The sequence below is a fragment of the Streptomyces sp. SA15 genome (assembly GCF_002291145.1).
GTDB lineage: Bacteria > Actinomycetota > Actinomycetes > Streptomycetales > Streptomycetaceae > Streptomyces.
Window position 1 is genome coordinate 484,692 of record NZ_NTGE01000099.1, and the last position, 18,446, is coordinate 503,137.

An 18,446-nucleotide genomic window follows, 5' to 3' on the forward strand; every position below is an offset into this window, starting at 1 on the left:
GTCCGTTTGGGGTTGCTTCTTATTACCGACGGGTAGCATCATCGGAGCTACTTATTGGTACGTGAACTAGCTGCGAGGAGTCAGTGCCTCGCCGAATCCCTCAACGGAGCCGTCGCCATGGGGCACTACAAGTCGAATCTCCGCGACATCGAGTTCAACCTCTTCGAGGTGCTCGGGCGCGACAAGCTGTACGGCACCGGCCCGTTCGCGGAGATGGACACGGACACCGCGAAGTCCATCCTGGAGGAGCTGACGCGCCTCTCGGAGAAGGAGCTCGCGGAGTCCTTCGCGGACGCCGACCGCAACCCGCCGGTCTTCGACCCCGAGACGAACACCGCGCCGGTCCCGGAGTCCTTCAAGAAGAGCTACCAGGCCTACATGGACTCCGAGTACTGGCGCCTGGGCCTGCCCGAGGAGATCGGCGGCACGACGGCACCCCCGTCGCTGATCTGGTCGTACGCCGAGCTGATCCTGGGCGCGAACCCGGCCGTGTGGATGTACTCCTCCGGTCCGGCCTTCGCCGGGATCCTCTTCGACGAGGGCAACGACGTCCAGAAGAAGATCGCCCAGATCGCCGTCGAGAAGCAGTGGGGCTCGACGATGGTCCTCACCGAGCCGGACGCCGGCTCGGATGTGGGCGCCGGTCGCACCAAGGCGGTCCAGCAGGAGGACGGCTCCTGGCACATCGAGGGCGTCAAGCGCTTCATCACGTCCGGTGAGCACGACATGTCGGAGAACATCCTTCACTACGTGCTCGCGCGTCCCGAGGGTGCCGGCCCCGGCACCAAGGGCCTGTCCCTCTTCCTCGTACCGAAGTACCTGTTCGACTTCGAGACCGGCGAGCTGGGCGAGCGCAACGGCGTCTACGCCACGAACGTCGAACACAAGATGGGCCTGAAGGCCTCCAACACCTGCGAGATGACCTTCGGCGACCGCCACCCGGCCAAGGGCTGGCTGATCGGCGACAAGCACGACGGCATCCGCCAGATGTTCCGGATCATCGAGTTCGCGCGGATGATGGTCGGCACGAAGGCGATCTCCACACTGTCGACGGGCTACCTCAACGCCCTCGAGTACGCCAAGGAGCGCGTCCAGGGTCCGGACCTCGCCAACTTCATGGACAAGACCGCGCCCAAGGTCACCATCACCCACCACCCCGACGTCCGCCGCGCGCTGATCACGCAGAAGGCGTACGCGGAGGGCATGCGCGCGCTGGTCCTCTACACCGCCTCGGTCCAGGACGCGATCGCGGTCAAGGAGGCGAGCGGCGAGGACGCCTCCACCGAGCACGCTCTCAACGACCTCCTCCTGCCGATCGTCAAGGGCTACGGCTCCGAGAAGGGCTACGAGCAGCTCGCCCAGTCGCTGCAGACCTTCGGCGGCTCCGGGTTCCTGCAGGAGTACCCGATCGAGCAGTACATCCGCGACGCCAAGATCGACACCCTGTACGAGGGCACGACCGCGATCCAGGGCCAGGACTTCTTCTTCCGGAAGATCGTCCGCAACCAGGGCGCGGCGCTGAACTCCCTCGCCGAGGACATCAAGAAGTTCCTGGCGCTGGGCACGGGCGGCGAGGAGCTCGCGGGTGCGCGTGAGCACCTCGCGAAGGCCGCCGTCGAGCTGGAGGCCATCGTCGGCCTGATGCTCACCGACCTCGCGGCCACCGAGCAGGACGTCAAGAACATCTACAAGGTGGGCCTCAACACCACCCGCCTGCTGATGGCCTCCGGGGACGTGGTCGTCGGCTACCTGCTGCTGAAGGGCGCCGCTGTGGCGGCAGACAAGCTGGAGCGAGCTTCCGCGAAGGACAAGGCCTTCTACACCGGCAAGATCGCGGCGGCGAAGTTCTTCGCGGCCAACGTCCTGCCCGGCGTGACCCTGGCCCGCAAGGTGGCCGAGGGCGTCGAGCTGGACCTGATGGAGCTGGACGAGGCAGCGTTCTAGTCCCGGTCCCCATCGACACCTCACGAGGGCCCGCTCCCGGCGGACGGGAGCGGGCCCTCGTACGTCGCTGACCGGTCCTCGTACGTCGCTGACCGGTCCTCGTACGCCGCTGACCGGTCCTCGTACGTCACTGACCGGTCCTCGTACGTCACTGACCGGTCCTCGTACGCCGCTGACCGGTGCTCGTACGCCGCTGACCAGTGCTCGTACGTCGCTGATGTGCCCCTCGTACGTCGTTGAGGTGAACCGCATCATCGTCCAGGTGAACCTCGTCGTCGTTAAGGTGAACCCATGAGCGCACCCTCCCGCTTCGACCGCGGCCACACCGACGACCTCATGTCCTTCCTGACGGCGAGCCCCTCGCCGTACCACGCCGTGGCGAACGCCGCCGAGCGGCTGGAGAAGGCCGGCTTCCGCCAGGTCGCCGAGACGGACGCCTGGGACGGGTCGACCGGCGGCAAGTACGTGCTGCGCGGCGGAGCGATCATCGCGTGGTACGTCCCCGAGGGCGCCGCTCCGCACACGCCGTTCCGGATCGTCGGCGCGCACACCGACTCCCCGAACCTGCGGGTCAAGCCGCTGCCCGACTTGGGGGCGCACGGCTGGCGGCAGGTCGCCGTGGAGATCTACGGCGGGCCGCTGATGAACTCCTGGCTCGACCGGGACCTGGGCCTCGCGGGCCGGCTCACCCTGCGGGACGGCTCGACGCGGCTGGTGAACGTGGACCGCCCGCTGCTGCGCGTCCCGCAACTCGCCATCCACCTGGACCGCTCCGCGTCGTCGGAGGGGCTGAAGCTGGACAAGCAGCGGCACCTGCAGCCCATCTGGGGGCTGGGCAACGACGTGCGCGACGGGGACCTGATCTCCTTCCTGGAGGAGGAGACCGGGATCGGCGCGGGCGAGGTCACCGGCTGGGACCTGATGACCCACTCCGTGGAGCCGCCGGCCTACCTGGGCCGCGACAGGGAGCTGGTCGCCGGTCCGCGCATGGACAACCTGCTGTCGGTGCACGCCGGTGCGGCCGCGCTGGCGGCGATCGCCGGGGGTGAAGACCTGCCGTGCATCCCGGTGCTGGCCGCCTTCGACCACGAGGAGAACGGCTCGCAGTCGGACACGGGCGCGGACGGGCCGCTGCTCGGCAGCGTGCTGGAGCGTTCGGTGTTCGCGCGCGGAGGGTCGTACGAGGACCGGGCGAGAGCCTTCGCGGGGACCGTCTGTCTCTCCTCCGACACGGGCCACGCGGTCCACCCCAACTACGCGGAGCGGCACGACCCGACACACCACCCGCGCGTCAACGGCGGACCGATCCTGAAGGTCAACGTCAACAACCGCTACGCCACGGACGGTTCGGGCCGGGCCGTCTTCACCGCCGCCTGCGAGAAGGCGGACGTGCCCTTCCAGCACTTCGTCTCCAACAACTCCATGCCGTGCGGTACGACGATCGGCCCGATCACCGCGGCCCGCCACGGCATCCGGACCGTCGACATCGGCGTGGCGATCCTGTCGATGCACAGCGCCCGGGAGTTGTGCGGCGCCGACGACCCGCACCTGCTGACGAACGCGCTGGTGGCGTTCCTGGAGGGGTAAGGCCTTCCTGGAAAGCACTGCTGTCGCATGGGCGTTGCCGGCGGGGGTACCCGGGCGGCGGACCGGAACGACCGGACCGCACAGGGAGGCGACACTCATGGGCCTCGGCGGATGCATCATCCTCATCGCCGTGGGAGCCATCCTCACGTTCGCGACCGACTGGGAGATGCAGGGGGTCAATCTCGACCTGGTCGGCATCATCCTGATGGTCGTCGGATTGATCGGCGTCAGCACCTTCAGCAGCATCGCGCGTCGTCGGCGGGTCGTGATGCCACCCACAACGCCGGTCGTCGAGGAGGAACGGCACCACAGCCGTCGGGACGGATACAGGGACGGTTACGGCATCTGAACCCGATCCGATGACCGGATCCGATGACCGGATCCGATGAATCGGATCTGATCCGTCGTCACGAACAGGGCTCACAGGGCAAAAAGAGACAACCGTGAGCAGTCCGTTACTCGGGACGACTTGTCGGATTGTAGGGAAATCGTGAAGAGTAGGGAGGTCCCAGGGGCCCGGGGGGTGTGCGGTACCGGGTCCTGCTTGTTGCGCATGCTTCGTACCAGGGGGGTACCGCCATGCTCGACCTCGCGGTACCCGGCGGCCCTCGGCCGCGCGGCGCGCGTCGGCACGCCGCCCGCCGTGCCCACGCCGCCCCCGAGCAACCGGTCGGCAGACCGCGCCTCGCGGTCCTGATACCGGCCCACAACGAAGCGGACCGCATCGCCGCCGCCATCGACGGCCTGTGGCAGCAGACCCGGCGCCCCGACCTGATCGTGGTGGTCGCCGACAACTGCACCGACGACACCGCCACCGTCGCCATGGCCCACGGCGCCCAGGTCTTCCACACGCAGGGCAACGCCCACAAGAAGGCCGGCGCCCTCAACCAGGCCATCGCCTGGATGCTGCCGCACCTGGACGACCGCGACCTGCTGCTGGTGCAGGACGCCGACACCGTGCTCAACCCGTGGTTCGCCGAGACCGCCCTCGCCACCTTCAACCGCAGGGTCGGCGCCGTCGGCGGGATCTTCTACGGCGAGCAGGGCGGCGGCTTCCTCGGCCTGCTCCAGCGCATGGAGTTCCACCGCTACGCGTGGGAACTGGAGCGCACCGGCGGCAAGGCGCAGGTCCTCACCGGCACCGGCACGATGTTCCGCGCCCGCGTCCTGCGCGAGGTGCGCACCGCCCGCCGCGCCGGGGTGATCGGCGGCGGCACCGGCTACTACAGCCTCGCCTCGCTCACCGAGGACGACGAGATGACCAAGGCGGTCAAGACCCTCGGCTACCGGGCCATGTCCCCGGTCGGCTGCGAGGTCACCACCGAGGTCATGCCCACACTCGGCAAACTGTGGCACCAGCGCCTGCGCTGGCAGCGCGGCGCCCTGGAGAACCTGCGCGACTACGGCTGGACACGGGTCACCGCCCGCTACTTCCTCCAGCAGTTCCTGATGGGCTTCGGCGCGCTGTCGTTCCTGATCTACCTCGTCTACATGACGACCTACACGACGCTGTACGGCTGGCCCGGCTTCTCGCCGTTCTGGACCGCGATCGGCCTGATCTTCATGGTCGAGAAGACCGTCTCCGTGCGCCGCGCCGGCCCCAGGGCCGTCCTGGTAGCGGCGCTGATGATCCCGGAGATGCTCTACGACCTCTTCCAGCACGCCGTCTACTTCTCCTCGCTGTGGGGGCTGTTGCGCCGCAGCGAGGAGAAGTGGGTGGCCACATGACCCACCCCCCGCACACCAACACCCGCTAGGAGAAACACGATGTACGGAAGAGTGATCGGCGCCGGCACCACCGGCGCGGGCGGCGCCACCCTGGCCGCCACCGGCCTGTGGCTGAACAGCCTGGCGCTGCTGGTCACGGCCACCACGATGGTGGCCGCGGGCATGGCGCTGTACAAGCTGGCACCGCGCCCGCGGCGCCGCTAGGGCCTCGCCCGCGCCGCCGCCGGGCCTCGACGGCTACGGGGTCAGGCCAGCGCGTGCCCCGTAGTCGCGTCCACATGGCCCGGTACCTCGTCGTGGCGGTCGCCGACGGTGGAGGTGCCGGTCGGTTCGAGGACGAGGATCTCGGTGGGGACGGGAGCGTACGGCTTGTGCTCGGTGCCGCGCGGGACCGTGAAGACGGCGCCCCGGGGCAGGACGACCGTGCGCTCGCCGGCCGTCTCGCGCAGGGCGATGTGCAGCTCGCCGTCCAGGACCAGGAAGAACTCGTCGGTGTGGTCGTGGACGTGCCAGAGGTGCTCGCCCTCGACCTTGGCGACGCGGACGTCGTAGTCGTTGACGGTGGTGACGATGCGGGGGCTCCAGCGGTCGGTGAAGGTGGCGAGGGCCTGGGCGAGGGAGATGGGTTCGCTGCTCATGTCCGTCATCGTCGGGGGTGGTCCGGGGCGCGCACGAGTGCTAGGAATCGCACATGCCGCAAGGATCCTCGCACCGCCCGCACAAGGTCGCCGTGATCGTGGACGAAGGCACCAACCCCTTCGAGGTCGGTGTCGCCACCGAGCTGTTCGGACTGCCCCGTCCCGAGCTCGGGCTGCCCGGGCCGCTGTACGAGGTCATGCTGTGCACGCCCGTGCCCGAGGTGCGGATTAACCACGGCTTCTTCACCGTGACCGGTGTGCACGGCCTGGCCGCCGTGGACAGGGCCGACACCCTCGTCGTACCGGGCCGGCCCGACAACGTCGTACCGCGCGGCCCCGCCGTCCTGGACGCCATCCGGCGCACCCACGCGCGCGGGGCGCGCGTCATGAGCTTCTGCACGGGTACCTTCGCGCTCGCCGAGGCCGGTCTGCTCGACGGCCGCCGGGCCACCACCCACTGGATGTGGGCCGACACCTTCCGGGAGCTGCACCCGAAGGTGCGGCTGGAGCCGGACGTGCTCTTCGTCGACGAGGGCGACGTCCTGACCGCCGCGGGGAGCGCGGCCGCGCTCGACCTGGGGCTGTACGTCGTACGGCGCGACCACGGCGCCGAGATCGCCAACATGGTGTCCCGCCGGCTGGTGTTCGCCGCGCACCGGGACGGCGGACAGCGGCAGTTCGTGGAGCGGCCGGTGCCGGACGTGCCCGACGAGTCGCTGGGGCCCGTGCTGGCGTGGGCGCAGGAACGCCTGGGGGAGCCGTTGACGGTGGCGGACCTGGCGGCGCGGGCGGCGGTCAGCCCCGCGACGCTGCACCGGCGCTTCCGCGCCCAGCTCGGTACGACCCCGCTGGCCTGGCTGACGGGGGAGAGGGTGGCGCTGGCCTGCCGGCTGATCGAGCGGGGGGAGGAGCGGCTGGACGTGGTGGCCGAGAGGAGCGGTTTGGGAACAGCCGCGAACCTCCGGGCGCGGCTGCGGCGGGTGACCGGGCTGAGCCCGTCGGCCTACCGGCGGCGTTTCGGACCGGGCGGCGGGGAAGCCCTGGTGTCATGAGATTCCTCGTACGCGACCGGATCCTCGGCATCGGTGACGACTACTGGATCGAGGACGACCGCGGCAACAGGGTCTTCCTCGTCGACGGCAAGGCCATGCGGCTGCGGGACACCTTCGAGCTGAAGGACACGCACGGGCGCGTCCTGATCGACATCCACCAGAAGATGTTCGCCCTGCGGGACACGATGGTGATCGAGCGGGACGGCGAGCCGCTCGCGCGGATCAGGCGGAAACGGCTGTCGTTGCTGCGCAACCACTATCGGGTGTCCCTGGCGGACGGCAGCACGGAACTCGACGTCAGCGGCAAGATCCTCGACCGGGAATTCGCCATCGAGTACGACGGTGAGCTGCTTGCCGTCGTCTCGCGGCGGTGGCTGCACGTGCGGGAGACGTACGGCGTGGACGTCGTACGGGAGGACGCGGACCCGGCCCTGCTGATCGCGGTGGCGGTGTGCGTGATCCATCTGGCGGAGAAGGAGCGGGAGTCGGACTGAGGACTAACGGCTGGGGGGCTGCAGCCCCAGCACCCGGTCCTTCAGCGCCGGGAACTGCTCCCTCGTCGTCGTGACCTTCCCCGGGTCGAACTCCACCGTGAGCACCTCCTCATCCCCGCCCGCCTCCGCCAGCACCTCACCCCACGGATCCACCACGATCGAGTGACCGGCCTGCGGAACCCCCGCATGCGTCCCGGCCGTTCCACATGCGAGCACGAACGCCTGGTTCTCCACCGCCCGCGCCTGAGCCAGCAGCGTCCAGTGCGCCCGGCGGCGCTCCGGCCAGCCCGCGGGGACGACCAGGGTCTCGGCGCCGGCGTCGACGAGACCGCGGAAGAGTTCGGGGAAACGGAGGTCGTAGCAGGTGGCCAGACCGAGAGTCGTCTCGGGCAGGCGGACCGTCACCAGGTCCCGCCCCGCACCCATCAACACGGCCTCACCCTTGTCGAAGCCGAAGCGGTGGATCTTGCGGTAGGCGGCGGCCAGGTCGCCGGAGGGGGAGAAGAGCAGGGAGGTGTTGTAGAGAGGCCCGTCACCCGCGGCGGAGCCGCTGTCGGATGCAGTCCGCTCGGGAATCGAGCCCGCGTGCAGCCATACGCCCGCGTCGCTCGCCGCCTTCGCCATGGCTTCGTACGTCGGCCCTTCGAGCGGCTCGGCCTCGCTTCCGAACTCCTCGTAGGCGAACGCTCCCGTGGTCCACAGCTCCGGCAGGACGACGAGATCGGCATCGGCCTGATCCCGTACCAGAGAGGCCACGCGTCGCCGACGCGATTCGACCGATTCACCCTCATTCACGGCGATCTGCATCAAAGAGGCGCGCACACTACCACCGTCCTGGCATTCGAGTCGTCCACACGGGCCTACGATCGTCACACGAAAGCACTGCCGGGGTGCCTCACAGCAGCGTAACTTAGCGTTCCAAGACACCCGCCGACAGCCACCCTCCACGCTGGCAACGCCGCCGCCACAACCGCCCGAGTACCGACCGCCGAGGGGTCCCGTTCCGTGAGTCTGCATCCCACTCTCCAGCCCTACGCCGACGCCTGGACCCACTCCATCGAAGCGATATCCGAGCTGGTGCTGCCGCTTGTGGAGGGCGAGTGGAACCGGCGCACGCCCTGCCCCGGCTGGTCGGTGCGCGACGTCGTCTCCCATGTCATCGGCCTGGACTGCGAGATGCTCGGCGATCCGCGCCCCATCCACTCGCTCCCGCGCGACCTGTTCCACGTCACCAACGACCACCAGCGGTACATGGAGATGCAGGTCGACGTCCGCCGCCACCACACGGCGCCGGAGATGACGTCCGAGCTGGAGTACGTGATCATCCGCCGCAACCGCCAGCTGCGCAACGAGTCCCGCGACCCCGGCACGAAGGTGCGCGGACCGCTGAGCACGGAGCTCACCCTCGAGGAGTCGATGCGCAGCCACGCGTTCAACGTGTGGGTGCACGAGCAGGATCTGCGCACCGCCCTCGGCCGCCCGGGCAACCTCGACTCGCCCGGCGCGCACATCGCCCGTGACGTGCTGCTCGAAGAACTCCCGCGCATCGTCGCCGAGGACGCGAGCGCGCCGCGCAGCTCGGCGATCGTCTTCGACGTGCACGGCCCCATCGAGTTCCTGCGCACGATCCGCGTCGACATCCAGGGCCGGGGCACCCTGGAAACGGTCCCGGCGCTCGGCCCCGCCGCCACCCTCACCCTCGACTGGGAGACCTACGTCCGCCTGGCCTGCGGCCGCACGACGCCGGAGGCGGTGGCGGACCGGGTGAAGGCGGAGGGGGATCTGGAGCTCACGGCGGCGATCCTGCGGAACTTCTCGGTGACGCAGTAAGGCCCGCAGCAAGGCCGGGCCGGACAACCGCTGTCGTCACAGCCGACCAACCGCTGTCGTCACAGCCGAATAACGGCTGTCGTCCGTCGGTCACGCCGCACTACCGTGCGCCCCATGCCCGACACCGACACCACACCCGAGACCGTCCCGGCGCCGCACCGCCCCGACGGCCCGCCCCGCCTCACCCGGCTCGCCTTCCACGGCCCGTTGTCCGAGGCCCGCGCGGCCGGGCTGGTCCGGCGGCTCGCGGCGACCGCGCCCGACACCGTGCTCGACCTCGGCTGCGGCTGGGGCGAGTTGATGCTGCGCGTGCTCGAGGCCGTCCCGGGCGCCCGCGGTACCGGCGTGGATCTCAACGCGGAGGACCTGAGCCGGGGCCGCCGCAACGCCACGGCGAGAGGGCTCGCCCACCGGGTGGAGTTCGTCGAGGAGTCGGCGGTGGGGGCGGCGCACGGACCCGCCGACCTCGTCCTGTGCCTCGGCGCCAGCCACGCCCTCAGCGCGGCCGAGCCGCCCCGCCACACCGACGAGGCCCTGAGCGCGCTGCGCCGACTCGTGACCGACGACGGCCGCGTCCTGCTCGGCGAGGGCTTCTGGCAGCGCGCCCCGAGCCCTGCGGAGCTGTCCGGCATGTGGCCCGAGGCCTCGGCCGACGAGCACTACGACCTCGCGGGCCTCGTCGACACGGCCGTACGGGCCGGTTTCCGGCCGGAGTGGGTCGAGACGGCGAGCCTGGACGAGTGGGAGGAGTTCGAGTCGGCGTACCAGGCCGACGCCGAGGTATGGCTCGCCGGGCACGGCGACCATCCGCTGGCCGCCGAGACCCGCGAGCGCCTCGACCGGCACCGCGCCCAGTGGATGAACTACCGCGGGCTGCTGGGGTACGCCCACCTCACCCTCGTGCCGGTCCGGTGAAACGCCCGCTCACGCCGGCACGTGCACCGTCTCCACCCGGCTGGCCACCAACCGCTCCCGCTCCCTGCGCGCCGCCCGCTTCCGCAGCCGCAGGATCTGGCTGATCCCGAGGGCCTGGAGCACGAACACCGCCGAGAAGGCGACCGTGTAGTCGTCCCCGGTCGCGTCCAGCAGCACCCCGATCGCGAACAGCGTCGTCATCGAGGCGACGAAGCCGCCCATGTTCGTGATGCCGGAGGCGGTCCCCTGCCGCTCCGGCGGGTTGGCCGGCCGGGCGAAGTCGAAGCCGAGCATCGACGCCGGTCCGCACGCGCCCAGCACCGTGCAGAGCACGATCAGCAGCCACATCGGCGCCCGTTCACCGGGATACGCCAGCGTCGTCGCCCACAGCAGCGCCGTCGCCGCCACCGTCCCCAGCGCCAGCGGCAGCCGCGCCTCGTGATGCCGGGCGACCACCTGGCCGTACACCAGTCCGATCATCATGTTCGACAGCACGACGAGAGTGAGCAGTTCGCCGGCCGTGGCCCGCGACAGGCCCTGCGCCTCCACCAGGAACGGCATCCCCCACAGCAGCAGGAACACCATCGCCGGGAACTGGGTCGTGAAGTGCACCCACAGCCCCAGCCGCGTCCCCGGCTCCCGCCAGGAGGCGGCGATCTGCCGTCGTACGTACGCGGCTCCCTGGTGCGGGAACGGCTCCGGCTCGTACCCGTCGGGGTGGTCCTTCAGGAACAGCAGCAGGAGGACGAGTACGACGACGCCCGCGAGCGCGCTGCCGGCGAACGCGGCCGTCCAGCCGATGCCGTGCAGCAGCCGGGCCAGGACGAGGGTGGAGACCAGGTTGCCCGCCATGCCGGCCAGCCCCGCGAACTGCGCGACCATCGGTCCGCGCCGGGCCGGGAACCAGCGGGTGCCGAGCCGCAGCACGCTGATGAACGTCATCGCGTCACCGCACCCGAGCAGGGCGCGCGAGGCGAGGGCCATGCCGTACGACGGCGAGAAGGCGAAGGCGAGCTGACCCGCCGTGAAGAGCACGACTCCCAGGCCCAGCACCTTCTTGGTGCCGAGCCGGTCGACCAGGAGGCCGACGGGTATCTGCATGCCCGCGTAGACCAGGAGCTGGAGGATCGAGAAGGTCGACAGCGCCGAGGCGTTCACATGGAAGCGGTCGGCCGCGTCGAGGCCGGCCACGCCCAGGGACGTACGGAAGATGACGGCGACGAAGTAGACGGAGACGCCGATGCCCCAGACGGCCATCGCGCGTCGGCCGCCCGGCGGATCACCGGGCAATGTGGCGGTCCTCATCGGACCTCACCCCGGGCCAGATGGGAGAACCAGCTCACGTGCCGGTGGACCAGGCCGACGGCGGCCTCCGCGTCCCCGGAGCGCAGCGCCTCGAGGATCTCCTCGTGCTCCACAAGGGTCTTGGCGATCCGGTCGGGGTGGGAGTGCATCACGGCGACGCCCATGCGCAGCTGGCGGTCGCGGAGTTGGTCGTAGAGGCGGGAGAGGATCTCGTTGCCGCCGCTGCGGACGATCTCGGCGTGGAAGCAGCGGTCGGTGACGGCGGCCGCGGCGAGGTCGCCGGCGGCGGCCTGCGCCTTCTGCTTCGCCAGCAGTTCCTCGAGCCGCTCGATCAGCCCGGCGGGTGCGGGTACGGCCTTGCGGGCCGCGTGCTCCTCGACCAGCAGCCGGGTCTCCACCACGTCGGCGATCTCCTGGGCGGAGACCGGCAGGACGAGGGCTCCCTTTTTCGGGTAAAGCTTGATCAGCCCCTCGACCTCCAGCCTGAGCAGCGCCTCGCGCACCGGTGTGCGCGAGACCCCGACGGCCTCGGCGAGCTCGCCCTCGGTGAGGAGAGTCCCGCCCTCGTAACGTCGGTCCAGGACACCCCGCTTGACGTGGGCGTAGACACGGTCGGCGGCGGGGGGCTGCTTGACGGGGGCGGGCGGAGCGGAGGGCATGGGCACATCTTAGATACAACACGTACGCATGTGGGCGGCCGTCCATCATGCGGACCTCGCACCGGCCTCCGGGCCCCCATTGACCACACGGCACAACCTTCTGTGCTAGTTACATGTCACACACGTGCGGCCCCACCTTCTCTGCAACACCTCAACCCGGCCGCGCTTCAGGGGCATTCGAGACAATCGGGGATTCTCAGTTGATAACCGGAATCAAGGGCGGCATTCAGGGCGTCCGTATCCGCAGAGCCGCGGCCGTCACCGTTACCACCGGCGCGATGCTCGTGACCGGAGCCCTCACCGCCGCGCCCGCGCAGGCCGTCACCGCGCCCACGATCGTCGCCAAGGGCGGCTACGTGATGAACAACGCGAACGGCGGGACGCTGTACACCAAGGCCGCGGACACCAGGCGTTCCACCGGCTCCACGACGAAGATCATGACCGCGAAGGTGGTGCTCTCCCAGGCGAACCTCAACCTCGACGCCAAGGTGACGATCCAGAAGGCGTACAGCGACTACATCGTGGCGAACAACGCGTCGTCGGCCCGCCTGATCGTCGGTGACAAGGTCACCGTGCGTCAACTGCTGTACGGCCTGATGCTGCCGTCCGGCTGCGACGCGGCCTACGCGCTCGCCGACAAGTTCGGCTCCGGCTCGACGCGGGCGGCGCGCGTGAAGTCGTTCATCGGCAAGATGAACACCACGGCCAGGAACCTGGGTCTGACGAACACGCACTTCGACTCGTTCGACGGCATCGGCAACGGAGCCAACTACTCGACGCCGCGCGACCTGACGAAGCTCGCCAGCAACACGATGAAGAACTCCACGTTCCGCACGGTCGTCAAGACGAAGTCCTATACGGCGAAGACGATCACCAAGACCGGCACCATTCGGACGATGGCCGCGTGGAAGAACACCAACGGCCTGCTCGGTACCTACAGCGGCGCGATCGGTGTGAAGACCGGCTCCGGCCCCGAGGCCAAGTACTGCCTCGTCTTCGCCGCCACCCGCAACGGCAAGACGGTCATCGGCACGGTCCTGACCTCGACGTCGATCACCCAGCGGGAAACTGACGCGAAGAAGCTCATGAACTACGGCTTCGCCAGGCTCGGCTGACGGAGAGACACGTAAGGGAAGGGTCCGTCGCCGCCGGCGACGGACCCTTCATCACATCTCCACAAAACCCGGGGATCGACCACCGCGCGCCACGCGACCGTGACGCAGGGCATTGATCCGGGGGCCACACACGCGAAAAAGAGAAGAACCCTCATCTTCCAAAAGGCTGCCAATTCACATCTGCATTCATCCAGGGATTTGTTACCTGTGAGTCGCAAGTGGCGGATGGTACCGTGCGGCACGAATTCACCCTTGCAACACCCCTTGCAAGGCCCCTTGTTGCAACACCCTCCCCCCGCACCAGAACAGCCTTTGGGACCCCCATGAGTGAAATAAAGGCGGAAGTGACCGAGCGTTCTTTCGTCCCGGGCGGACGGCGCCGCCACCGCAAGCCCAAGGAGTCCGGCATAGGCAGTCGGCGGGCCCTCGTGCTCGCCGTGACCGTGCCCGTCGCCTCGGCGGCTCTCGCCGGTACGTCGGCCTTCGCCGCCGACCAGAACACCGCCGCGACAGCCACGGACCAGCCCGACAGCCTCGACACCAGCGACCAGCAGATGGCCGCCAACCTCGACACCCGCGTCCTCGACAAGCGCCTGGGTGACGAGGTCAGCGGTGTGGTGATCGACGCGGAGTCGAACCGCACCCTCTGGGGCCACAACGCCTCCACCGCGCTGATGCCGGCCTCCAACCTCAAGCTGGCCACCTCGACCGCCGCCCTGACCGTGCTCGGCCCCGACCACCGGTTCACCACGAAGGTCGTCTACGGCAACGGCACCCTCAAGCTCGTCGGCGGCGGCGACCGTACGCTGACCAGCGACGACCTCGCCGAGATGGCGAAGACCGCAGTCGCCGGACTGAAGTCCGCGGGCCTGACCACCGTGAAGGTCGCCGTCGACGACAGCCTCTTCCCCGAACCGACCCTGGCCAACGGCTGGAACACCGGCTACTACCCCACCGACGTCGCCCCGGTGCGCGCCCTCGTCGTCGACGGACACGGCGTCATGGACACCTCCGTCGACGCCGGGCAGGTCTTCGCCAAGCAGCTCGCCGCGGACGGCATCACCGTCGACGGCGACGTCACCCACGCCACGGCGAGCCGCAACGACGTACCGGTCGCGCAGCACAAGTCGGGGAAGCTGTCCGAGATCGTGCACACGATGCTCAAGACCAGCGACAGCAACATCGCCGAGACCCTGCTGCGGATGACCGCCCTGGGCGCGGGCCGTCCCGCCACCTTCGAGGGCGGCACGGAGGTCGTCCGTGAGGTGCTGAGCCGGCAGTACGGCGTGTCGCTCGACGGCTTCGAGATGTACGACGGCAGCGGCATGTCCCGGGCCGACCGCATGCCGGCCGCCACACTCGCGCAGATCCTCGACCTGCTGACGGACCCCCGCTACGAAGACACCCTCAGCTCCATCCTCGACGGCCTGCCCGTCTCCGGCGAGGCCGGCGGCACCCTCGGCCCGGAGTGGGGCCGCTTCGACGACGCGAACTCCAAGTGCGCCGTCGGCAAGGTCCACGCGAAGACCGGCACCCTCACTGGCGCGATCGCCCTGAGCGGCCTGACCCAGGGCAAGGACGGCAAGTGGAAGGTGTTCTCCTTCATCGAGAACGGCTCCACGGCGAACACCAACGACATCAGGGACGCCATGGACGGCCTGGCCGCGACGGTGAACGGCTGCTGGGCGTAGGAGGAGCGGCATCGCGGGTTTCCCGCACCCGCAACCGCAGTGCGGCCCGGCCCTGGACACCGGTTCGGGGCCGGGCCTCGGTCGTGAACAGGGCTGCTCCCGCCAGCCCCCAGTGATCTCGGCGCGCTCCTCCCATTGCCGGACTCCCGGACCGCTCGGGTCCCACCGCCGACAGAACTCCCTGTACGAGGCGCACTTGGCCAGCATGTCTCAGTGCACGTACGACATGCGCCGCTCGGTGGCGTCGATGTAGGCGTGGAGGGCCTGGCGGGAGCGGCTGAGCGTGTCGATGCGGGCGTCGAGGCCGTCCAGGCGGTCCCGCAGGGTGTCCACGAGTTCGGCGCAGGGTGCCAGGTCGGGGGCCGTGCCGGTGGCGCAGGGCAGGAGGTAGCGGATGTCCTGGGTGGAGAGTCCGGCTTCGAGCAGTCTCCTGATCTGGATGACGGTCACGACGGCGTCGTCGGCGTACTCGCGATAGCCACTGGGATGGCGGCGAGGCGTGAGCAGGCCCTGGGACTCGTAGTAGCGCAGTTGGTGGGCGTGGACTCCCGTCCGCCGGCTCAGCTCTCCGATCAGCATGGGCGATCCCCCTTGACCTTCATACCGATGTGAAGGTTCACGATTCTTCCATGACCACCACCTCACTGCGGGGGAAAGCATGATGCAGAACCACGACGCCGGCCACGCTCCCGTGACCGTCCTCGGCCTGGGTCTGATGGGACAGGCGCTGGCGGGTGCGTTCCTGCGGGGCGGGCACCCGACGACCGTGTGGAACCGTACGAAGGCCAGAGCCGAGCCGCTGGTCGCCCAGGGCGCCCGGCTCGCCGACTCGGCGGCCGACGCCGTCACGGCGACTCCGCTCGTGGTCGTCTGCGTCTCGGACTACACGGCCGTGCACGAACTCCTCGACCCGCTCGGGGACGCCCTCGACGGCCGGGTCCTGGTCAACCTGACCTCGGGCACCTCGCAGCAGGCCCGCGAGACCGCGGCATGGACGGCCCGGCGGGGCATCGCCTACCTGGACGGCGCGATCATGTCCGTACCCCAGGCCGTCGGTACGGCCGATGCCGTCATCCTCTACAGCGGTCCGCGGTCGGCATTCGACCCGCACGAGTCGACGCTGAGGAGCCTCGGCGCCGGAACCACGTACCTCGGCGACGACCACGGCCTGTCGTCGCTGTACGACGTGGCCGCGCTGGGCCTGATGTGGAGCATCCTGAACGGCTTCCTGCAAGGTACCGCCCTGCTCGGCGCCGCGGGGGTGGACGCCTCGGGCTTCGCCCCGCTCGCGAAGCAGACCACCGAGACCGTGGCCGGCTGGCTGACCGGCTACGCCCAGCAGATCGACGATGGCGCCTACCCGGCCCTCGACGCCACCATCGACACCCACCTGGCCGCGATGGAACACCTCGTCCACGAGAGCGAGTCCCTCGGCGTCAGCGCCGAACTCCCGGCCTTCATCAAGGCCCTCACCGACCGGGCCGTGGCCGACGGGAACGGCGGCGCCGGCTACGCGGCCATGATCGAACAGTTCCGTAAGCCCAAGGAGGTCCGGTCATGACCACCACGCCCTTCGACCCCCGCACGCTGCTCGCGGAGAGCCGGATCGGTGTCCTCGCGACGATCAAGTCGGACGGCCGCCCCCAGCTCTCCCCCGTCATGCCCTTCTACGACCGGGAGGCCGACGTCCTGTACGTGTCGATGACCGAGGGCCGGGCCAAGACGGCCAATCTGCGCCGGGATCCCCGGGCCGCGTTGGAGGTCACCCGCCCCGACGGCTGGGCGTGGGCCACCGCCGAGGGCACGGTGACCCTCACCGGACCGGGAACCGACCCCCACGGCCCCGAGGTCGAGGCCCTGGTGGACTACTACCGCCGCGCCGCCGGGGAGCACCCGGACTGGGACGAGTACCGGGCGGTGATGGTGTCCGACCGCCGGGTGCTCATGACCATGATGGTCGACCACGTGTACGGCGAGAGGATCCGCTGACCGCGCCGCGCGACCGCTCGGCCCCCGTTCGCGGACTTCGAGGACGGGGGCCGAGTCCGGCTCACGCCCAGGTGATCAGCTTCTTCGGCTGCTCCAGGATCGCCGCCACGTCCGCCAGCACCTTGGAGCCCAACTCCCCGTCCACCAGCCGGTGATCGAAGGACAACGCCAGCGTCGTCACCTGGCGCGGCTTCACCTTGCCCTTGTGGACCCACGGCTGGAGCTTGATCGCGCCGACCGCGAGGATCGCGGACTCGCCGGGCGGGAGGATCGGCGTGCCGGTGTCGACGCCGAAGACGCCGACGTTCGTGATCGTCACCGTGCCGCCCTGCATGGCGGCGGGGGACGTCTTGCCCTCGCGTGCCGTCGACACCAACTCGCCCAGTGCCTGAGCCAGTTGCGGGAGCGTCTTAGTCTGGGCGTCCTTGATGTTCGGGACGATCAGACCGCGCGGGGTCGCCGCCGCGATACCCAGGTTCACGTAGTGCTTGACCACGATCTCCTGGTTTGCCTCGTCCCAGGACGCGTTGATGTCCGGGTTGCGCTTGATCGCGACCAGCAGGGCCTTGGCGGTGAGCAGGAGGGGGTTCACGCGCAGGCCCGTGAACTCCTTGTCCTGCTTGAGGTCCTCGACCAGTTTCATCGTGCGGGTCACGTCGACCGTCACGAACTCCGTGACGTGCGGCGCCGTGAACGCCGATCCGACCATCGCCGCGGCCGTCGCCTTGCGGACGCCCCTGACCGGGATGCGGGTCTCCCGGGCGGCGTCGTACGACGCGGCAGGGGCGGGGGCCGGGGCCGCCACCGGCGGGGCCTGCGTCACCGGCTCGGGCGCCGGAGGCGTCGCCACCGCCGCGTGTACGTCCTCGCGCGTGATGATGCCGTCCGGGCCCGACGGGGTGACCGTCTCCAGGTCCACGCCGAGGTCCTTGGCCAGCTTGCGCACCGGGGGCTTGGCGAGGGGGCGCGGCTTCGCGGCCGGGGCGGAACCATGGCCGTTCAGCTCCGTCTGGAGGGCCTTCGACGCCTCCTGGACCGGAATCTCCGGGCCCTGGACCGGGATCTCGGGGCCCTTGCGGGGGCGGCGCTTGGTCGAGGAGGTCGCCACGCCGTACCCGACGAGGACCGGCTGGCGGCCGGACCCTGCCGACTTCGGCTCCTGCTCGCCTGCCTTCCCGGGGGCCTCCTTCTGCGCTGCGGGGCTCTCCGCGGGCGCCTTCGCCGGTGCCCCGCCCGCCACGTCCACCGCGATGATCGGCGTGCCCACGTCCACCGTGGTGCCTTCGGCGAAGTGCAGCTCGCGGACCACACCGTCGTACGGGATGGGGAGTTCGACTGCGGCCTTGGCCGTCTCGACCTCGCACACCACCTGGCCGTCGGCGACCGTGTCGCCGGGCTGGACGTACCACTTGAGGATCTCGGCCTCGGTGAGCCCCTCGCCCACGTCCGGCATCTTGAACTCGCGTACGGACGCTTCCGTCATCGTCGTCACGACCCTC

The 18,446-nt window shown here is 69.8% G+C and carries 19 protein-coding genes; 13 read left to right on the forward strand and 6 right to left on the reverse strand.

Annotation, left to right across the window (positions count from 1 at the left end; translation table 11 throughout):
* The first annotated feature begins 117 nt into the window (after window positions 1–117).
* The 5 genes from CLM62_RS22340 (at window position 118) to CLM62_RS50185 (ending at window position 5,463) form a co-directional block, all read left to right on the forward strand.
* Complete coding sequence (locus CLM62_RS22340) at window positions 118–1,944, forward strand: acyl-CoA dehydrogenase (RefSeq protein WP_095751628.1); 1,827 nt, start codon at window positions 118–120, stop codon at window positions 1,942–1,944.
* Window positions 1,945–2,235: 291 nt separating this feature from the next.
* Window positions 2,236–3,531, forward strand: a complete 1,296-nt coding sequence (locus tag CLM62_RS22345) for a M18 family aminopeptidase (protein WP_095751629.1) — start codon at window positions 2,236–2,238, stop codon at window positions 3,529–3,531.
* 97 nt (window positions 3,532–3,628) lie between these two features.
* Window positions 3,629–3,880, forward strand: a complete 252-nt coding sequence (locus CLM62_RS22350) for a DUF6458 family protein (protein WP_095751630.1) — start codon at window positions 3,629–3,631, stop codon at window positions 3,878–3,880.
* Between the two features lie 230 nt (window positions 3,881–4,110).
* Entirely contained in the window at window positions 4,111–5,259 is a 1,149-nt protein-coding gene (locus CLM62_RS22355; RefSeq protein WP_257003997.1) for a glycosyltransferase family 2 protein, read from the forward strand.
* A gap of 39 nt (window positions 5,260–5,298) precedes the next feature.
* Entirely contained in the window at window positions 5,299–5,463 is a 165-nt protein-coding gene (locus tag CLM62_RS50185; protein ID WP_172629231.1) for a hypothetical protein, read from the forward strand.
* Window positions 5,464–5,504: 41 nt separating this feature from the next.
* Here the strand turns inward: CLM62_RS50185 and CLM62_RS22360 are convergent, their stop codons facing one another.
* Window positions 5,505–5,897, reverse strand: a complete 393-nt coding sequence (locus CLM62_RS22360; RefSeq protein ID WP_095751727.1) for a cupin domain-containing protein — start codon at window positions 5,895–5,897, stop codon at window positions 5,505–5,507.
* Window positions 5,898–5,950: 53 nt separating this feature from the next.
* Between CLM62_RS22360 and CLM62_RS22365 the strand changes: the two genes are divergently transcribed.
* Both CLM62_RS22365 and CLM62_RS22370 read left to right on the forward strand, forming a co-directional pair.
* Window positions 5,951–6,949, forward strand: coding sequence for a GlxA family transcriptional regulator (locus tag CLM62_RS22365; protein WP_095751631.1), 999 nt, complete (start codon window positions 5,951–5,953; stop codon window positions 6,947–6,949).
* Window positions 6,946–7,443, forward strand: a complete 498-nt coding sequence (locus CLM62_RS22370; RefSeq protein WP_095751632.1) for an LURP-one-related/scramblase family protein — start codon at window positions 6,946–6,948, stop codon at window positions 7,441–7,443. Before CLM62_RS22365 ends, CLM62_RS22370 begins: the two co-directional genes overlap by 4 nt.
* A 3-nt stretch (window positions 7,444–7,446) precedes the next feature.
* Here CLM62_RS22370 and CLM62_RS22375 read toward each other — a convergent pair whose 3' ends face one another.
* Window positions 7,447–8,265, reverse strand: a complete 819-nt coding sequence (locus CLM62_RS22375; protein WP_095751633.1) for a carbon-nitrogen family hydrolase — start codon at window positions 8,263–8,265, stop codon at window positions 7,447–7,449.
* Window positions 8,266–8,448: 183 nt separating this feature from the next.
* Here CLM62_RS22375 and CLM62_RS22380 point away from each other — a divergent pair, with 183 nt between their 5' ends.
* Together CLM62_RS22380 and CLM62_RS22385 are read left to right on the forward strand one after the other, a co-directional pair.
* Window positions 8,449–9,273, forward strand: a complete 825-nt coding sequence (locus CLM62_RS22380) for a maleylpyruvate isomerase family mycothiol-dependent enzyme (protein ID WP_095751634.1) — start codon at window positions 8,449–8,451, stop codon at window positions 9,271–9,273.
* A 114-nt stretch (window positions 9,274–9,387) separates the two neighbouring features.
* Window positions 9,388–10,188 carry a cyclopropane-fatty-acyl-phospholipid synthase family protein gene (locus CLM62_RS22385; protein WP_095751635.1) on the forward strand — a complete coding sequence of 267 codons (801 nt, stop codon included), beginning with the start codon at window positions 9,388–9,390 and terminating at the stop codon, window positions 10,186–10,188.
* Between the two features lie 9 nt (window positions 10,189–10,197).
* Here CLM62_RS22385 and CLM62_RS22390 read toward each other — a convergent pair whose 3' ends face one another.
* On the reverse strand, window positions 10,198–11,493 hold the full coding sequence (locus CLM62_RS22390; protein ID WP_095751636.1) for a nitrate/nitrite transporter: 1,296 nt from the start codon (window positions 11,491–11,493) through the stop codon (window positions 10,198–10,200).
* Window positions 11,490–12,152: a GntR family transcriptional regulator gene (locus tag CLM62_RS22395; protein WP_095751637.1), complete on the reverse strand. Its 663-nt coding sequence runs from the start codon at window positions 12,150–12,152 to the stop codon at window positions 11,490–11,492. Before CLM62_RS22395 ends, CLM62_RS22390 begins: the two co-directional genes overlap by 4 nt.
* Before the next feature lie 212 nt (window positions 12,153–12,364).
* On the opposite strand from CLM62_RS22395, the gene CLM62_RS22400 reads away from it, so the two are divergent.
* Together CLM62_RS22400 and dacB are read left to right on the forward strand one after the other, a co-directional pair.
* Window positions 12,365–13,267 carry a D-alanyl-D-alanine carboxypeptidase family protein gene (locus CLM62_RS22400; RefSeq protein WP_095751728.1) on the forward strand — a complete coding sequence of 301 codons (903 nt, stop codon included), beginning with the start codon at window positions 12,365–12,367 and terminating at the stop codon, window positions 13,265–13,267.
* 323 nt (window positions 13,268–13,590) lie between these two features.
* Window positions 13,591–14,958, forward strand: coding sequence for a D-alanyl-D-alanine carboxypeptidase/D-alanyl-D-alanine-endopeptidase (gene dacB / locus CLM62_RS22405; protein ID WP_095751638.1), 1,368 nt, complete (start codon window positions 13,591–13,593; stop codon window positions 14,956–14,958).
* A gap of 210 nt (window positions 14,959–15,168) precedes the next feature.
* Here dacB and CLM62_RS22410 read toward each other — a convergent pair whose 3' ends face one another.
* Window positions 15,169–15,537 carry a MerR family transcriptional regulator gene (locus CLM62_RS22410; RefSeq protein ID WP_095751639.1) on the reverse strand — a complete coding sequence of 123 codons (369 nt, stop codon included), beginning with the start codon at window positions 15,535–15,537 and terminating at the stop codon, window positions 15,169–15,171.
* Between the two features lie 82 nt (window positions 15,538–15,619).
* Between CLM62_RS22410 and CLM62_RS22415 the strand changes: the two genes are divergently transcribed.
* Window positions 15,620–16,519, forward strand: coding sequence for an NAD(P)-dependent oxidoreductase (locus tag CLM62_RS22415; protein WP_095751729.1), 900 nt, complete (start codon window positions 15,620–15,622; stop codon window positions 16,517–16,519).
* The gene (locus tag CLM62_RS22420) at window positions 16,516–16,947 is read left to right on the forward strand and encodes a PPOX class F420-dependent oxidoreductase (protein WP_095751640.1); all 432 of its coding nucleotides are present in this window, start codon (window positions 16,516–16,518) and stop codon (window positions 16,945–16,947) included. The genes CLM62_RS22415 and CLM62_RS22420 overlap by 4 nt, the downstream gene beginning before the upstream one ends.
* A 61-nt stretch (window positions 16,948–17,008) precedes the next feature.
* Here CLM62_RS22420 and CLM62_RS22425 read toward each other — a convergent pair whose 3' ends face one another.
* Entirely contained in the window at window positions 17,009–18,439 is a 1,431-nt protein-coding gene (locus CLM62_RS22425; protein WP_095751641.1) for a dihydrolipoamide acetyltransferase family protein, read from the reverse strand.
* Window positions 18,440–18,446: the final 7 nt, after the last annotated feature.